This window comes from Paenibacillus sp. NPDC093718, from assembly GCF_050279985.1.
Classification (GTDB): Bacteria; Bacillota; Bacilli; order Paenibacillales; family Paenibacillaceae; genus Paenibacillus_AQ.
The window spans coordinates 86,999-101,897 of sequence record NZ_JBNNUS010000003.1; the positions used below are offsets into that span (position 1 = coordinate 86,999).

The window sequence follows — 14,899 nt, forward strand, 5'->3', positions numbered from 1 at the left end:
TAACACCCCATCCGTTAATCCTTATCCCAGTATTACGCAGATGGACAAGGATTCGTTGCATTTAGCGAAACATTCTTACATTATACTAGAATGAAAATGTTTCGGCCGGATTGTGACAAATCACATGTTGAATTTACTCATTTCAGCGTAATCTTAGATTTGAAGTAATTCAGGACATGAGTCCATACCAAAGGCGGGAGAATGTATGAAGGTGTCATATGAACGCGATACACAGCTTGCTATGCACCTGTATCGGGTGTTTGCCAAGTCATTCAAGAGCGTCAACGAACATGTCGTGAATGGCAGTAAAATCGAAGGCTTTAATCCAACTTCATTTGCCGTAATGGAAGTACTGTTCTATAAAGGCCGCCAGCCCATCCAGCAGATCGGGGCCCAGCTGCTCCTGCAGAGCGGAAACGTAACTTACGTGGTTGATAAGCTTGTCGAAAAAGGTTATGTGCGCCGCAAACCCTGTCCCGAGGACAGAAGAGTCATTTACGCCGAGCTGACTCCGCCCGGAGAGCAATTGATGCAGAAGCTTTACCCCCTGCATGAACGTCACATCCAGCATGCCCTGGGTGGATTGGATGAGGAAGAGAAGCATCAACTGATTGGGCTTCTGAGTAAAATGGGGAAACATGCGGAACAGGTACAAATCGTGCGCCAGCAGGGCTGAAAAAACAAAGAGAAGAACCCTTCCTCCTTCTCGGAAACAGGGTTCTTCTTGCTCAATGTACTGGTTAGAAACGCTCAGTCTTTAAAGCCTTCCAAGGCAATGGTTGGCTTCCCGTCCGCCTGCCAGGCTCCCTTGTTGTATCCCGCATTGTATCCCGGCGTGGCTTCAGGCTCCCAGTAGAACACGCCCAGCCCCGTACCTCCCTCTAAGCCTCTCACCTTGGTCTTAATGCTCTGGATGAAGCTCTTGGCTGCCGCCGGCTGATTGTAATCCATGCCGATTTCGCTGATCATGATGCTTTTCCCATATCTGGCGGTCATGTCTTTGGCATTGGCAATCGTCTGATCGACCTTCGATGACCAATCGCCCGCTTCCGGATACAGCGACATGCCGATAATATCAAAGTTCGCGCCGTTGCTGATCAAGCCGCCAATGTTCCACTTGAACAATTCATTGTCGTAGCCATTCGATAAATGAACGATCGTCTTGGTCTGGCTGCTGACGGACTTCACCGCATTATGCCCCGTATTGACGAGCCAGGCGTAATTCTTCATGTTCGCCGAGGCTTTGCCGCCCTCCCACAGCATCCCGTTGTTGGTTTCGTTGCCGACCTGCACCCAATCCGGAGTCACGCCTTTGTTCTTCATGGTGTTCATCACATAAACGGTATGGGAATAGACCGCATCCATCAGCTGTTGAAAGGTGAAATTACGCCAGGCATAGGGCTTGTTCTGCTGTCCCGGGTCCGCCCAGGAATCGCTGTAATGCAGCGTAAGCATAATGCTCATGCCTTTGTTCTTGGCACGCTGGGCCAGCTCGGCGGCTTTTTCCGCATTCAGATAACCGTTCATGTAATCATTCATGTTGGGATTGACCCAGACTCGAATCCGTGCGGAATTGATCTGGTAATCGTTCTTCAGAATGTCCAGAATATCGCGCTGAACCCCTGACTTGTCCTTCCACTTATACCCTTGAGCTTCCATACCGGGAACCCAGCTGATGTCCGCTCCTTTTGCAAAAGCAGGCGCCGCCTCGGCGGAGCCGTTACCCGAAAAGCCAAACGATAGCGCAAGCATCGATACGCATAGAAACATCCTGAACCAAACTCCTTTCGCAACTTCAGTCATCATGATACCTCCTTGGTTTTCGTTCACTGCGCAAGTGACACCCCTATTGTAAGCGCTCTCCAAATGTAGCCACAGGGCATAATGCCAACATTTCCGGTCCTTTTCCAAGCAAAATGAATCCGTGCGCAAGGGGGCGAAATGTCAGATCCGGTGCAGGTAAGACGATCATATGGTATAGACAAAGGAGCTGCGCGGTATTTGAAGAAAGGACAGGCACCGTACGAAGGCACCTGTCCCTGGGAAGAAGCATGTTGTGAAACGAATCGGAACATGGAAGGCTAAGTCGGCTTACGTACTCGCCCCTTTCTTAATCACCTTCACTCCGTAAGGCGCCAACGCAAGCTCTGACCCTATGGCTTCGCCCGAGATCAAATCGTTGTATCGGGTTCCGTCCAGCGTGACCCGCTTTGCTTCGCCAGAGAAGTTCATCACGAAAATGTAGTCCGACTCTCCATCCGTACGAATGGATGTGCTAACGCCCGAAGGCAGCTCCACCGGCAGCGCCCGAAGGACGCCAGTCTGTTCAACAAGCTTCTTGTAAAAATCAGAATGAAACAGCTCCTTGTTCCGGGAGGCGATATAATAGGCCCGGCCCTTCCCGAGCTGATTGACCGTCAATGCTGGCCGTCCCGCATAGAAATCGGACCGGTAAACGGCGAGTGCTTCCGCCGTCTCCAGATGAATGAGGTCGCACAGCTCAACGGCTTCATAGGCCTCGGCCAAGCCAAGCCCCCCTCCGTCATTCGTTACGATCCCATTGACATCGTGATCATGGAGAGCATCGATTTCCTCCGACCATACGCCGAGCGTCTTACGGAGGGGACCCGGAAATCCGCCAAGGAAGCAAAGGTCAAACTCGTCGACGATTCCCGACCAATACGTTGCAACAAACGTGCCGCCCGCTTCCACAAATTGTTGAATCCGCTCGCCCACGCCTGGGCGAACCATATACAGCATGGGCGCTACCAAAAGTTTATATCTGGAGAAGTCCTGCTCCATATCGATGACATCGATCGGCACTCCCTGCTTCCATAAAGCCCGGTAATGCTCTTGTACAGTCTCTTCATACTTGACTCCCTTGTTCCGTGGACCTTGCGCATCATTGATAGCCCAACGGTTCTCCCAGTCAAAAATGACCGCCGCTTCCGCCGGAATGCCCGTTCCTACAACGGCATCCATCTTCTTGAGATAGTCCCCGACCTCGGCCACATCGCTGAACACCCGGGTGTGTTCATGACCGACATGATCGACGACGGCGCCGTGCAGCTTCTCGCTCGATCCCCTGCTCTTGCGCCATTGAAAATATTGCACCGTATCCGAACCATGGGCAACGGCTTGCATGGAAGACAGCAAATGCATACCCGGACGCTTCAGCTTGCTCACCGGCTGCCAGTTGGTCAGACTTGGCGTGCTCTCCATCAGCATCCAAGGCTGTCCGCCTTTGATCGAGCGAATGATATCATGCATCATGGCAACGCGGGCTGCCTGCACGGCCTCATTCCCGCCCTGGTCATGCCAGGTCGGATAGCTGTCCCAGGACACCACGTCCAGCAGATCGGCAAACTTCCAGTAATTCAGTCCTTCAAAATATTCCATCAGGTTAGTCGTAACCGGAAGGGATGGATTGACCCTGCGGAGGGGTTCTATTTCGTGTCGGATGAAATCCGCCGTCTGATCGGTTACAAACCGTCTCCAATCCAGGTTCATTCCATGAACCTGCGTCTCTCCGTGTGGTGCCGGAGATTCAACCTGGCTCCAATTCGTAATCGTATGGCTCCAGAATGCGGTCCACCAGGCATGGTTCAGCTCATCCAGCGTAGCGTACTTCGCCTGCAGCCAAGACCGGAATGCGTCCTGACAATAGCCGCAATGGCAATCGCCGCCAAACTCGTTCGAGATATGCCAGCCGATCACGGCTGGATGGTTGCCGTACCGCTCCGCAAGCTTCCTGTTGATCGTATGAACCTTCTCCCGATAGACTGGCGAAGTATAACAGTGATTATGCCGGAAGCCGTGCAAATTACGGACTCGCCTCTCGTTTACGCGCAGCACTTCGGGATACTTCTCCGACATCCAGGCCGGTCTTGCGCCGCTTGGCGTAGCCAGAAAAGCATAAATCCCATTGGCGGCAAAACGGTCCAAAACGCCGTCAAGCCAATCAAACGTGAATACCCCCTCCTCGGGCTCCAATGAAACCCATGAAAATATGCCGACAGACATCACATTGCAATTCGCCAGCTTCATCAGCCGGATGTCTTCTTCGAGCACTTCGGGATAACGGAGCCATTGCTCCGGATTATAATCGGCGCCATGCAGCATGTGCGGTACGCGCGAGCTAATCGGATTAAACGTTCGTTTCATAGTAAGTTAAACCTCCTGTTTCCTGATAGGATCGCATCTCTTATTCTTTGACAGAACCCAGCGTCATCCCTTTAACGAAAAAACGCTGCAAAAAAGGATAGACCAGCAGGATGGGCGCCGCGCCGATAAAGATCTGCGCGGCATTCACCGTCGTCTGGGACAACAGCTCCATCTCTTTCGGGCTCATGCTCATCGAGCTCATGTCCCGCTGGATAATAACCGTCTGCAGGAAGGTCGCCAGCGGGAAGTCCTTGGCATTGTTCAGATACAGCAGCCCGTCAAACCATGAGTTCCAATGGAACACCATGCTGAACAGCGCAATCGTGGCAATCGAGGGCAGCGAGATCGGCAAATAAATTTTAAACAGCGTTTTGAAATGGCCGGCTCCATCGATGAAAGCCGCTTCCTCCAGTTCTTTAGGAATCCCCCTGAAGAAGTTCAGCATCAGGATCACCAGAAAGGTATTCACCGTGCCGGGAATGACCAGCACCCAGAAGGAGTTGATCAAGCCCAGCTTCTGAATCACGATATAGAACGGCACCAGGCCGCCATTAAACACCATGCTGAACACAAACAACCAGGAGTATATGCTGCGGCTGCGGAAGACGCGGTTCTCCTTGGACAGCGGGTATGCGGCCAGGAACGTTACGGCAAGCGTTAGAGCCGTTCCTAATACGGTACGCGCAATAGAGATCCAGATCGAGTGCAAAAACGCCGGGTTATTGATCGTTTTCTTGTAAGCCTCCAGCGAAAAATCGACCGGCCATAATCCCACCAGACTGGCGTCGGCAGCGGCTTTGGAGCTGAACGAAATCGCCAGCACATGAAGCAGCGGAATGATGCAGAGAATGGCCAGCGCGACAAGCGAGCAGGTATTAAACACGTTAAATATGCGGTATTCCATCGTTTTATGGTACATGGCTCTCCCTCTTTCGCTCTGCTAGAATATACGGTAGCCCGCCCACTTGGAGGCCAGCCGATAGGATACGAGAATAAGGACCATGCTGATCACCGATTTAAACAAGCCGATGGCCGTTCCGAACCCCATCTCGCCATTCAGGATTGCTGTACGGTATACAAAGGTATCGATAATATCGCCTTTCTCGTATACCAGCGGATTGTACAGGTTGAAGATTTGGTCGAACCCGGCATTCAGGATGTTGCCCAGCGCCAATGTTCCGACAACGATCGTGATGGGAATCATGGAAGGGATCGTGATATGAAGCGTTTGTTTCAGGCGTCCCGCCCCATCCATCTCCGCAGCTTCGTACAAGGTCGGGCTAACGCCGGCCAGCGCAGCCAGGAATACAATCGTATTGTAGCCAAACTCCTTCCATACGTCAGACACGATCACCGTGAACCGGAACCAGTTATTGTCTCCGAGGAAAAAGATCGGGTCGATGCCGACGGCCGCCAGAATCCGATTGGCAAAGCCGTCCACGGCAAGCATTTCGATCAAAATTCCGCCCAGGATGACCCAGGACAAAAAGTGGGGCAAATACATCATCGTCTGGATGCTCCGCTGAAGCGCCGTTTTTCGGATTTCATTCAGCAGGATGGCAAACACGAACGGAATCAGCAGATTGAACACGATTTTCATCACCGCGATGACCAAGGTGTTCCATATGACCTGCATGCTGTCCTGCCTTTCAAACAAATAACGAAAATTGTCCAAGCCCACCCATGCGGAGCCGCCAACGCCCTCCCACGGCTTATAGTCCTGAAAAGCCATGATGATGCCGCCCATCGGCAAATAACTGAATAAAAACAGACAGATAAGGGCTGGCAGCAGCATGACGTGGAAAGGCCATGTTTTTTTCATCCTCTTCATCCAAGATCCTCCCGTTAAATCAATCTACCTCTTGATTATAGGACCCGTCCCACGGGACGCAGTAGCCCACAAAACCAATATTCATGGCACGATAGCAATCAATTTGCGGCGGCCCCAATGGCATAAAAAGGACGGCCTTTGGCAGGCCGCCCGTCATTAATCGGTAACCATAACTACTTCACGCTTTGATACCATTCGTTAACCTCTTTGGTGATCTGTTCACCGCCTCCGGCTTTCCACGTCTCTACAAATTTATCAAACGATTCAACCGGCTGCTTGCCGTAAATGATCTCGTTCAGGGTTTGATTCTCGATCTTCAGGAGATAATCCCACTTCGATTTCATGGTGGCGGTAACCGCCCCCGTAAACATGTTCTTCTTGGAGATCTCCTCTTGGGAGAGGAGCACCTCGGCAGCGGCCGGCGTATCCTTGCCATAGTTGACCGCGACATCTTTTTCGAGACGGCTCTCCGGCTTCTCCCCTTTTGCCAGCTTCAGCAGTGCTTTCATCTGCTCGTCCGGAATCCGGGCGCCGTCGCGGACCAGCAAATAACGGACGACATTGACATAACCGCCTTCGATTTGATCGTTCGGAACCATTTCGCCATTGGCATCGAGCTCGAAGTCATAGCCTTCAAACAGTCCATTGGCAAATTCGCCGCCTTCCTTGGACACCGCAAAGTTATCAAACAGGTAGTTCTGATACGTGAAGAAGGCTTCAGGATGCTCCATGTCTTTATGGATCAGGGTAACGCCATTCGTATACTGCGTTCCATGCCGCATCGCAGTACCATCAGGACCAGCCGGAATTTGCACAGGCTTCCAGACGGCTTCCGGCGCATTCTTCACGGTATCGATCAGCGGCCAGCCGCTCATCCAATAGGGCCCCGGAATGATCCCGGCCGTTCCGGCTACAGCCGGCTCGGCAGTCTTATTCTCATCCCACAGTGCGGCTTCCTTCGGAATATATCCTTTATTCATCCACTCGTTCAGCTTCACCAAGCCTTGCTTCATCCCTGCATGGACCGAGCCGTATTCCAGACTTCCGTCCTCTGCCACGTTCCACTGCTGCGGCAGCGTTCCGTAAGCGCCGAATATCCACGACGGATCGCCCATCCAGGTGCTCATGGACGTTTTGAAGCCGATACTCAGCGGGGTGACTTTATCCGGAGCAAGACCGGATGGGTTCTGATTCTTGAAAGCATCCATCACCTGCTCAAGCTCATCCATCGTCTTCGGTGCGCTCATCCCCAGCTTGTCCAGCCAATCCTGCCGGATCCATAATACATAGTCGTGATTATAGGCAAAATCCAGTACCGGAAGCCCCATTCGCTTACCGTCCCGGCTGTACTGATTCCACACATTGGAATCCAGATTCATCGCGTTCTTCCACGTTTCCGATGCATACTGGTCAAACAGCGTGCCGACCTCAGCAAACATGCCGGAATCGATCAAATCCTGGGCCAGCTGCTGATTTTCGGTGCCGAGCGTGACGATATCCGGCATCTCCTGTCCGGAGGACATAGCCAGACGCAGCTTGGTTGCAAAAGCGCCGTTGGTATCCGTAATGGACCACAGCGATTTGATGTTGATGCCGAACTTCTCTTTGGCCCACTTCGTAGCCACGTTGTTCTCGATCGTTTCCCCATTCTTGAATTGCAGCGTTGGATCGACGCCCCACACCGTTGTAATCGTAACTTCCGGATCGTATTTCTCTTTGTAGACGTTTTCAGTTTTGGATTCGGCCGGCTGCTGCCCCGCTTCCGGCTTCGACTCCCCGCCGCCGGAGCATCCGGCCAAGGATCCGGCCAGCAGCAAGGACGCGGCCAAGATCGGGAACCATTTCTTTCTTCTAGCGTTCATATCTAAATCCCCCTTCTACCACCTTATGGATTACATGTTTAATTATAGAGGGGCTGGCAGCTGCATCCTATGTCACGAATCGAAGATTTCTGCACCTTTAGCAACATCCTTGGTCTCTGTATTCGTTCGGCGTCATCCCGTAGTGCTTCCGGAACATCTTGCTAAAATACTGCGGGTTCTGGTAGCCAAGCTCAGCGGTAATTTCATAAATCTTCTTGTTTGTATGCTTCAGCAGGTATAACGCCCGCTCCATTCGTTTGCGGATGATATAATCGCCAAGTCCCTCTCCGGTTTCACTCTTATAAATCTTGGATAAATACACCGGATGCAGGAATACCCGGTCCGCAATCGTCTTGACGGACAGGTCATGACCCGAATCGGCAGTCACCATCTCCTGAACCTGTTTGATGATATGGCTCTTGCTCGTTGTCTCCTGCTCGGAGGAGATATCATGAAGTTTGTTCAGCATATCAAGCGACCAGGAACGCAGCTTCACAGCCGACTGAACCACCTGCTGAATATACAGGGGATCCCAGCCGGCCTGGTCCAGCTGATGAACGTAATGGCCCTGCTTATGAGCCAGGTACATAAAGGCATTCGCAACCGATAAAAACATTTCATACAACGCCGTCTGCCCAATGAATGCGGTTTCAAGCTCTGCAAAGACTTGTTCTATTTTGTCCCGGGCGGCATCCCACTGCCTTGTCTCCAGCAGATGCAGCAGGCTGGGCGGTTTGGCAAATGCCTGGGTAACGTCCCATACAGGCTCACGCAGCCGGCCATCATGGTCTTCAGCAAACCGGATGGCTTCAAAATCTCCGTTTCCCCAGAGGTAAAGCGAGCTTAATCCCGACCGATAAACGGATGCCAATTCCTCTGGAAAATCAAAGGAGGCCGACACGAGAACTGAAATGCTTCCCTTCAGATAGCTGTCCACATCCTGTTGAAACTGGATTACATACCGTTTCAATGCGTCGGAATCCGCGAATGTTTCCATTTCCTCTGCCTTGGACCCGCTCTTGGACTGAGCCAACAGAATCAAGCCGTTATGCGGCGTTTTGCTGGACCACACATGGAGCAGCTCGGCAAATACCTCCTCCGCAATGTTGCCGATGGCATATTCCATCAGGCCCACCGAATGGTCGTCCATTCTTGTAAATTTCTGCCCGAGCTGGATTAGCAGCATGACCGTCCGCCGGTCTGTTCGGAGTGGGATCTCGTATTCATGCAGCTTATGTTCGAGTGAAGGGCGCGGTATCTCGCGTCCCAGCAAGAGATCATGCATGAGGCTGTTTCGCAGAATGCCGAGATCCGATTTGCGGCTGTACATCAACTGATGGTACTGCCCAAGCTCCTTCCGCTCCTCCTTGATTGACGCCAAGGCGGAGCTCACGCTCCGTATGAATTCGTCATCATCCACCGGCTTCAAAATATAATCGGATGCCTGCAGCCGAATCGCCTGCTTGGCATATTCAAAATCTGAATAACCCGTAAGTAAAATGCAGCGGATATGCGTCCAGCGCTCGGTTATGGTCTCCACCAGCTCCAGGCCGGTCATGACCGGCATCCGAACATCCGTGACCACCACATCGATGTCCTGCTCCTCCAGCAGGTCGATCGCCTCCAAGGCGGAAGAAGCCTGATACACTTCTTCAATATCCAGCTCACGCCATGGAATGGTCTGATATAAACTTTCCGTGACATAACTCTCGTCATCAACCAATAAGATATTCATTAATTCCCTGCCCCCTGCCCTGACTTTGATTGATTCCTCCCAAGCGATCCGGCAGCGGCCAATAGAGCACAGCCCGTACCCCGCCCTGCGGAGATGCCGCAAACCGCAGGCCGGCTTCTTCGCCATAACGCAGGCGCATGCGCTGGTGAACATTCCAGACGCCGCATCCCATCTCCTGATCCATCGGCTTGTTCAACCGAGCCTCCAGCTCGGCCAGCTTTTGCCCGTTCATGCCGATTCCGTTATCATCCACTTGGATGCAGGCCACGCCGTCCAGAATTCGGAAGGTTACCCTGATCTCGCCGTCACCCGAATGAGGTTCAATACCATGCAGTACGGCATTCTCTACCAAAGGCTGAATGACCAGCGGCGGGATCTCCATGCCTTCGGCTTCTTCCGTCAAATCAAGATGATATTGCAGACGCCTCATCCGCATCTGCTGAATTTCCAAATAATGCGTAACGAACTCCATCTCATCGGGCAAGGGAACCAGCTCCCTTTCCTGACGTGTGGTATAGCGGAAATACCGGGACAAGTTGTGCGACATCGCCACGACGGCTTCGTATTTCCGAAGCTTCGCCATGCTGGTGATAAACGAGAAGCAATTATAGAAGAAATGGGGATTGATCTGAGACTGCAGCTGCTTCAGCTTCGCTTCCCTGACATGAATTTTCTCCATGTATACATGCTCGAACAGCTCCTGGATCTGCTCCACCATCGAGTTGAATCGCGTAGCCAGAAAACTGAACTCGTTTCGGCCCGATACCTTCATCCTCACCGCGTAATCCCCGGCCTGCAGCCTGCGGAACACATAAACCAGCTGCTTGATCGGAACCTGAACCTGGGAGTACAGCAGGTATGCGGCGAGGCAGCTCATCAAGAGCAGTGCGGCGATCGATATATAAAAGAGCCTGTTGGACGTATGGATCGGCTTCACAATGTCCGTTAGCGGAATATAGTCTATCAAATACCATCCGGTCGTTTCCGATAACACGATGCTGACCGAATAGGTTTTGCCGCCCACTTCCTTCACGCGGTTCTCCGCGTCTTGGAGCGGCTCCCGACCCAGCTCCGCAATCATATGGTTAATCAGTTCCTGGTCCGCGGTACGGTTGTATATAACGCCGGTATCCGGTTTATAGTAGAACGGATCGCTCCTTCCGTCGCTTTTAAAGCGGTCCAGCATATCCTGAATGTTGGTGCTGTCGAATTCAACCTTGATCACGGTATTTGACCTGCCTGTATGATGCTGGGTGGAATACGGTGCCACCGAATACCAGACAAACAGGAAACGCCGATCGCTCCCCTCATCATAAGGAGTGACCTGCCAGCCCGGCTTCACGTCCTCCGCAAGCTCCTCTGGCGAGTAAAACCCGGCATCGCTTTCGGTGACCACCCGCCCAAGGGACGGGGAATAAATGGCCAGATGGCTGCGCCAGTTCGAAGAGCTCTCCTGTATGCTCAGCTTCGTCTGAATCTGCTTCACCAGGTTAATCGCGTCCAGGTTCAGATATTTATCCTGCAAATAAATATCCCGAAAGCTTGAAATGTCCGGGTCATGCAGCAGCAAATTCGGCCACGATGCCAAAATATCGATATTGGTATTCACCTGATTCTGAAAGAAGACGAGCTGGTTCGTATTCGATTGGCTGAGCTCCTTGCTGAGCACGTTCGTCGTGGTTTGGTTCGAATAGAAATAGAGGCCGACAATCGGAATCAACATCAGAAAAATAAACAGAATGATTTTTCGGAACAGATTAAATTTGGACATACATAGGCAGCCCCTTGGGTTATGTAGTATGAGAAGTTCATTTATAGAGCGAAATATGTTTATTATATCGGAGTTCACCCTGCGCCGTGTAGGGCATATAAGCAAGATTTCAGACACTTTCGAAGGGGATTGTTGGCGAGATGGCCGTTTGCAGTCCGCAAAGAGCAGCATTAAACAAAAAAACAGGATCCCGGCCTCAAAGAGACCGGGATCCTGTTAAATATGCTATGAAAAAATATATGCCTTACATGAGTCCATCCATCAATGGCCTGACGGCTGTGTCTCTTCCGTTCCCGCCTCGGGCTCAGGAGGCGCATTGCGGAAGGCGGCCACGATCAGCATACAGATCACCGCCATCACGGCCATCACCACAAACAGGGAATTCAAGCTGCCCTCCAGTATTCCGCTCAGCAGGCTGCCTGACCCTTCCGGCAGTTCAGCCATGCTATGCGGAGAGAGCAGCTTATTAATATCGTCGCTGGTAATGCCTGCGGCATCCGGCTCCGCCGCAAGTCTGCCCGCAATTCCCGCATTTACCCATAATCCGAACACCGCTACGCCCACGGTCTGACCGAACGTGCGGATGAAGGAGTTCAGCGCCGTGGAAGCTCCCCGGACCTCATAACCCACCGAGGATTGCGCGATGATCTGAAACAAGGTGGAGATATATCCGAAGCCGACCCCATAAATGAACGTAAAAACCAGCAGCACGCCCAGCATCGTATCCTTATGCATGAACGCCAATCCCACCGCTCCGATGATTAGAAATACGACGCCGATAATCGCCGTTTTCCGGGAACCGGATTTAATGATCAGGCGCCCGCTGATAATCGATCCGATCAACCATCCGATCGACATCGGGGCTAATGTCAGGCCCGACAAGGTCGCGTTGCCGCCCCGAACCCCTTGAATCCACAGCGGTAAATACGTGGTCAGCCCGATGATAAGCGCGCTTACCAGAATATTGGCTACCGTCGATACCGTAATATCCCGGATCTTGAACAGATGGAGCGGCAGCATCGGCTCCTTCACCCTGCTCTCCACCACCAGGAACGCAGCGAGCAGCACCACGGAACCGATCATCAAACCGAGCATGAACGGAGAATTCCAGGAATAGCTCTCTCCGCCGCCTACCGCGAGCGCAAACAGCAGCGCCGTCATTCCCACGGTAAACAGGGCCGCTCCCCCGTAATCGATCGATACTTCGCGGTTGGTGCGCTCCTCTTTGAAATAACGGAAAATCAGCCATATCGATAACAGCGCAAACGGTACATTAAAAACAAAGATCCAGTGCCAGGACAGGTAATCCACGAAATACCCGCCAAGCAGCGGTCCGATCAGAGAAGAGATTCCCCATACGGAGCTGATCATCCCCTGAATCTTCCCTCGTTCCTCCAGATTGTAAATGTCTCCGACAATCGTGAAGGTCACCGGAATAACCGCACCGGCCCCAATTCCTTGGATTGCCCTGAATATGATCAGCTGCGTCATGTTCTGCGACAGGCCGCACAGCAATGAGCCTACGAGAAAGATCAGCGAGCCGTATAAAAATACGGGCTTGCGTCCATATAAATCGCTTATTTTACCGAAAATCGGCGTCGTTACCGCCATCGTCAGCAGGTAGGCCGTAAAAATCCAGCTCATGAGGCTTACGCTGCCGAAGCTGCTGATAATGGCCGGACCCGCCGGGCCGACTACCGTTCCTTCAATCGCAGCCATAAAGGTGGATAACAAAATACCGACCAGGATATAACTGCGTTTGTCTTGTTTTAATACACCCACGTTCCTTCGTCCCCTTTACTCTAGAAAGCCCCGGCATGATTCCAGTCCCTGCTGTATCAGGTTTCCGATATGTCCTTCTAATTAGGATAAAAACCGGGGCCAACAGCATAAAAGCGCCTCCCGATACCAGGAGCGCTTTCACATCATGTAACATTTCTATTATAAGGGTTACAGCGAAGGTTGCACAGTCATTTTCCCGCTTCGCAGATGAATATAGGAAGTGGCATGTCTCTTCATGAGCTCGGGATCGTGCGTAATCATCAATATGGCCGAACCTTCCCCAATGACAAAAAGGCACAGCTCGATCACCTTATCGATGGCGGCATAGTCCATCCCCGACGTCGGTTCGTCCAGGATGTACAGCGCTCTTTGCAGCATCAATTGGCTGATGATGCTCAGAAGGCGCTTCTCCCCCTGACTGAGCAGGTAGGGAGACATTTGAAGCCGATCCGTAAGTCCCGCTTTCTCCAAAAGAAACCTAGCGCGCTGCTGCTGGCCAGCAGACAGCTCCGGACGCTTCTTCACGGACAGCCCTCCATGAAGACTGTAAATCAGCTCCTCCCACACATTCGGGGCGGTAAACATATATTCCGGCTGCTGGAACACATAGCCGATCATCTCGGCTCTGCGGTAGACGGCCATTCCCTTCGTATCTTCCCCTTGCCAGCGTATGCTGCCTGCCGGAGCCGGCAGCAGTCCCATGATCAGCCGGCTGAGGGTCGTTTTGCCGGACCCGTTCTCCCCGGTCAGCAGCACCCAGTCGCCGGGATCAATCTTCGCATCGATATCGCGCAGCGCCTCCCGGCCGCCGGGATAGGCAAACGTCAGCGAATTGATCTGGAGCAGCGGGGAGACGGTAGACAGTCTCGCGCCTTCCGCACGGGTTACCGCCGCAGGCACGGAACCTGCGGGGATCGGCGCTTCCGCATGGCGCGCTGCCAGATGCGGGGGAGTTGCCGCCGGGACACGCTTGTCCCCAGCGGCGGCACCCGCTGCCTCGCCTGCGGGCCGAGGCAGCAAGCCCAGCTGCACCAGCTGCTCCCCGCAGCGGTGCAGCAGCTCCTCCGGCGGCCCGTCGAGCACGACGGACCCGCCGTCCAGGACGATGACGCGCCCCGCGGCGCGCGCGGCATCGTCAAAGCGGCCGGACGCGGTGATGAGCGTCCGGCCCTCCGCCTGCAGCTTATGGCAAAGCTGCAGGAAGTTCGCCTGCGCCGCGGCATCCAGGCTGGCGCAGGCGTCGTCGAAGACGAAGAGCCGCGGGCGCAGCGCCAGCACCGCGGCAATGGCCGTGCGCTGCCGCTGTCCGCCGGACAGGCTGCGCACCGGATCCATCCGGCGCTCCAGCAGCTCGACCGCCGTAAGGGACTGCACCACCCGCTCCTCGATTTCAGCGGGTGAAACCCGCATATTTTCAGGACCGAAGGCCGCCTCGTCCTCTACGATGCCCTGAACGAGCTGTGCATCCGGATCTTGAAACAGTACCCCTACCGCCTCGGCCACGTCGGCAATCGGCGCTGTTGCGGGATCGAAACCATCCAATAGCACTTCCCCAGTTCTTGTACCTCCGCCGCTCCGTGGAAGAAGACCGCACAGCAGCTGGCACAGCGTTGACTTCCCGCTACCGCTTGCCCCGAGGATCGCGACCCACCCGTTCTGCTCGATCTCCAGATGGAGATCCTGTATAACCGGGCGCTCATCTCCATCGTAAAGAAATCCGAGGTCCCGGCATGTTACCGTTGTTCCCGACATGG

At 53.3% G+C, this 14,899-nt stretch carries 10 protein-coding genes; 1 reads left to right on the forward strand and 9 read right to left on the reverse strand.

The window, feature by feature from the left end:
* The first annotated feature begins 205 nt into the window (after positions 1-205).
* Positions 206-676 (forward strand): MarR family winged helix-turn-helix transcriptional regulator, encoded by a 471-nt coding sequence (locus ACQKPA_RS10260; RefSeq protein WP_427491858.1) that lies wholly within the window; start codon positions 206-208, stop codon positions 674-676.
* Between the two features lie 74 nt (positions 677-750).
* Here the strand turns inward: ACQKPA_RS10260 and ACQKPA_RS10265 are convergent, their stop codons facing one another.
* The 9 genes from ACQKPA_RS10265 to ACQKPA_RS10305 all read right to left on the reverse strand — a co-directional run bounded on the left by ACQKPA_RS10265 (position 751) and on the right by ACQKPA_RS10305 (position 14,897).
* The gene (locus ACQKPA_RS10265) at positions 751-1,770 is read right to left on the reverse strand and encodes a glycoside hydrolase family 53 protein (protein ID WP_427492769.1); all 1,020 of its coding nucleotides are present in this window, start codon (positions 1,768-1,770) and stop codon (positions 751-753) included.
* A 321-nt stretch (positions 1,771-2,091) separates the two neighbouring features.
* Positions 2,092-4,164, reverse strand: coding sequence for a beta-galactosidase (locus ACQKPA_RS10270; RefSeq protein WP_427491860.1), 2,073 nt, complete (start codon positions 4,162-4,164; stop codon positions 2,092-2,094).
* 40 nt (positions 4,165-4,204) lie between these two features.
* Positions 4,205-5,083, reverse strand: a complete 879-nt coding sequence (locus tag ACQKPA_RS10275) for a carbohydrate ABC transporter permease (RefSeq protein ID WP_427491862.1) — start codon at positions 5,081-5,083, stop codon at positions 4,205-4,207.
* Positions 5,084-5,104: 21 nt separating this feature from the next.
* On the reverse strand, positions 5,105-5,995 hold the full coding sequence (locus ACQKPA_RS10280) for an ABC transporter permease (RefSeq protein ID WP_427491864.1): 891 nt from the start codon (positions 5,993-5,995) through the stop codon (positions 5,105-5,107).
* A 173-nt stretch (positions 5,996-6,168) separates the two neighbouring features.
* Entirely contained in the window at positions 6,169-7,857 is a 1,689-nt protein-coding gene (locus ACQKPA_RS10285; protein WP_427491867.1) for a sugar ABC transporter, read from the reverse strand.
* 97 nt (positions 7,858-7,954) lie between these two features.
* A complete protein-coding gene (locus ACQKPA_RS10290; RefSeq protein WP_427491869.1) occupies positions 7,955-9,592 on the reverse strand; it encodes a response regulator transcription factor in 1,638 nt (545 codons plus the stop codon).
* On the reverse strand, positions 9,573-11,363 hold the full coding sequence (locus ACQKPA_RS10295; protein WP_427491871.1) for a sensor histidine kinase: 1,791 nt from the start codon (positions 11,361-11,363) through the stop codon (positions 9,573-9,575). The genes ACQKPA_RS10290 and ACQKPA_RS10295 overlap by 20 nt, the downstream gene beginning before the upstream one ends.
* 261 nt (positions 11,364-11,624) lie before the next feature.
* Positions 11,625-13,145 carry an MDR family MFS transporter gene (locus tag ACQKPA_RS10300; protein WP_427491873.1) on the reverse strand — a complete coding sequence of 507 codons (1,521 nt, stop codon included), beginning with the start codon at positions 13,143-13,145 and terminating at the stop codon, positions 11,625-11,627.
* Positions 13,146-13,313: 168 nt separating this feature from the next.
* On the reverse strand, positions 13,314-14,897 hold the full coding sequence (locus tag ACQKPA_RS10305) for an ABC transporter ATP-binding protein (protein ID WP_427491875.1): 1,584 nt from the start codon (positions 14,895-14,897) through the stop codon (positions 13,314-13,316).
* Positions 14,898-14,899: the final 2 nt, after the last annotated feature.

What these genes read in the sequence shown, in the direction of transcription:
- ACQKPA_RS10290 (WP_427491869.1), bottom strand. Translation starts at nt 9,592, where the DNA reads ATGAATATCTTATTGGTTGATGACGAGAGTTATGTCACGGAAAGTTTA.
- ACQKPA_RS10260 (WP_427491858.1), top strand. Translation starts at nt 206, where the DNA reads ATGAAGGTGTCATATGAACGCGATACACAGCTTGCTATGCACCTGTAT.
- ACQKPA_RS10285 (WP_427491867.1), bottom strand. Translation starts at nt 7,857, where the DNA reads ATGAACGCTAGAAGAAAGAAATGGTTCCCGATCTTGGCCGCGTCCTTG.
- ACQKPA_RS10275 (WP_427491862.1), bottom strand. Translation starts at nt 5,083, where the DNA reads ATGTACCATAAAACGATGGAATACCGCATATTTAACGTGTTTAATACC.
- ACQKPA_RS10305 (WP_427491875.1), bottom strand. Translation starts at nt 14,897, where the DNA reads ATGTCGGGAACAACGGTAACATGCCGGGACCTCGGATTTCTTTACGAT.
- ACQKPA_RS10265 (WP_427492769.1), bottom strand. Translation starts at nt 1,770, where the DNA reads ATGTTTCTATGCGTATCGATGCTTGCGCTATCGTTTGGCTTTTCGGGT.
- ACQKPA_RS10295 (WP_427491871.1), bottom strand. Translation starts at nt 11,363, where the DNA reads ATGTCCAAATTTAATCTGTTCCGAAAAATCATTCTGTTTATTTTTCTG.
- ACQKPA_RS10270 (WP_427491860.1), bottom strand. Translation starts at nt 4,164, where the DNA reads ATGAAACGAACGTTTAATCCGATTAGCTCGCGCGTACCGCACATGCTG.
- ACQKPA_RS10280 (WP_427491864.1), bottom strand. Translation starts at nt 5,995, where the DNA reads ATGAAGAGGATGAAAAAAACATGGCCTTTCCACGTCATGCTGCTGCCA.